A 1,084-nucleotide genomic window follows, 5' to 3' on the forward strand; every position below is an offset into this window, starting at 1 on the left:
CGCGAATTCAACTTCGAAGTGCGACACTCGCCTATGCCGCCTGACGGTACTCTTCGAATACCTTGACAGGCTGCCTGAATCCGAGACATTTCCGAGGTCGTAGGTTGAGCCACTGCTCCGCTCTCCTGACATCCTCGTCCGTGACCTCTCTCAGGTCTGTTCCCTTTGGGATAAACTGCCTCAACAGCCCATTGCTGTTCTCGTTCAGACCGCGCTCCCACGAAGAGTAAGGGTGCGCAAAGTAAGTCTCGGCACCCAGCGCTTCCTCTATCGCCTTGTGTTCGGCAAACTCGCCGCCGTTGTCAAAGGTGATGGTATGCACCTGCTCGATGTAGGGCGTTAACATCTCGATTATCGCATCCCGCACCACCCCAGCCTGTTTGCTCGCGACCCGCTTGACCAGATAGAGCCGGCTCTTGCGCTCCACCAGGGTGACCAGTGCACCTGTGCCTTGCTTGCCCAGCACCGTGTCCGCCTCCCAATCACCGAGCCGCTCCCGGCTATCGACGATAGCCGGCCGTTCATCAATAGAGCGGGCTTCCTTGATGGGAGAACGCAGGCTGCTCGCCCCCTTGCGGTAGCGCTTGTGGCCCTGGCGCAGATGGCGGTACAACTGGCCACCCCGGGCTTTGTCGGCGGCCACATGGCGGTATATCCACTCGTGACTCACCATGAGGCCTATCTGCTTGCCCACCGCGCTTATCTGCTCCGGGCTCCACCACCAGGCGAGTGTCAGCTCGACAAACTGGATGACATCGGCAGATAGCCGAGATTTGGCCGCACTGGCCCGTCGGTGGGTGGCGTGCTGATGCGCATTGTCTGGCTGGTAGCCCTGCGGCCCGGCGTTACGACGCAGCTCCCGGTAGAGGGTGGAGCGATGAACGCCAATGGCGCGTGCGGTGGCAAGGATGGACATCCCCTGTGCGCGAAGCACCGATAACTGGTATCGTTGCCCCTCGGTCAACTGCTGATAGCTCATGGTGATACTGCTTTTACTTTGGCGAGCAGAAGGGTACCACCAATCAGCAGTTGGCCACCTCTCGCCATTCATCCATGAGTGTCGCACTTATTATCTGAATTCCCG

Annotated in this window: 1 protein-coding gene; it reads right to left on the reverse strand. The window is 59.5% G+C overall.

The genetic code is table 11. The annotated features are described in order from the left end of the window. Positions 1–31: 31 nt before the first annotated feature. Positions 32–979 carry an IS30-like element ISAs2 family transposase gene (locus C3418_RS23655; protein ID WP_019706001.1) on the reverse strand — a complete coding sequence of 316 codons (948 nt, stop codon included), beginning with the start codon at positions 977–979 and terminating at the stop codon, positions 32–34. Positions 980–1,084: the final 105 nt, after the last annotated feature.

Origin of the sequence: Aeromonas sp. ASNIH8 (assembly GCF_002919855.1) — a bacterium.
GTDB lineage: Bacteria > Pseudomonadota > Gammaproteobacteria > Enterobacterales > Aeromonadaceae > Aeromonas > Aeromonas caviae.

Bases quoted from the DNA above. Each gene is read 5' to 3' on its own strand.
- C3418_RS23655 (WP_019706001.1), bottom strand. From the start codon at position 979: ATGAGCTATCAGCAGTTGACCGAGGGGCAACGATACCAGTTATCGGTG.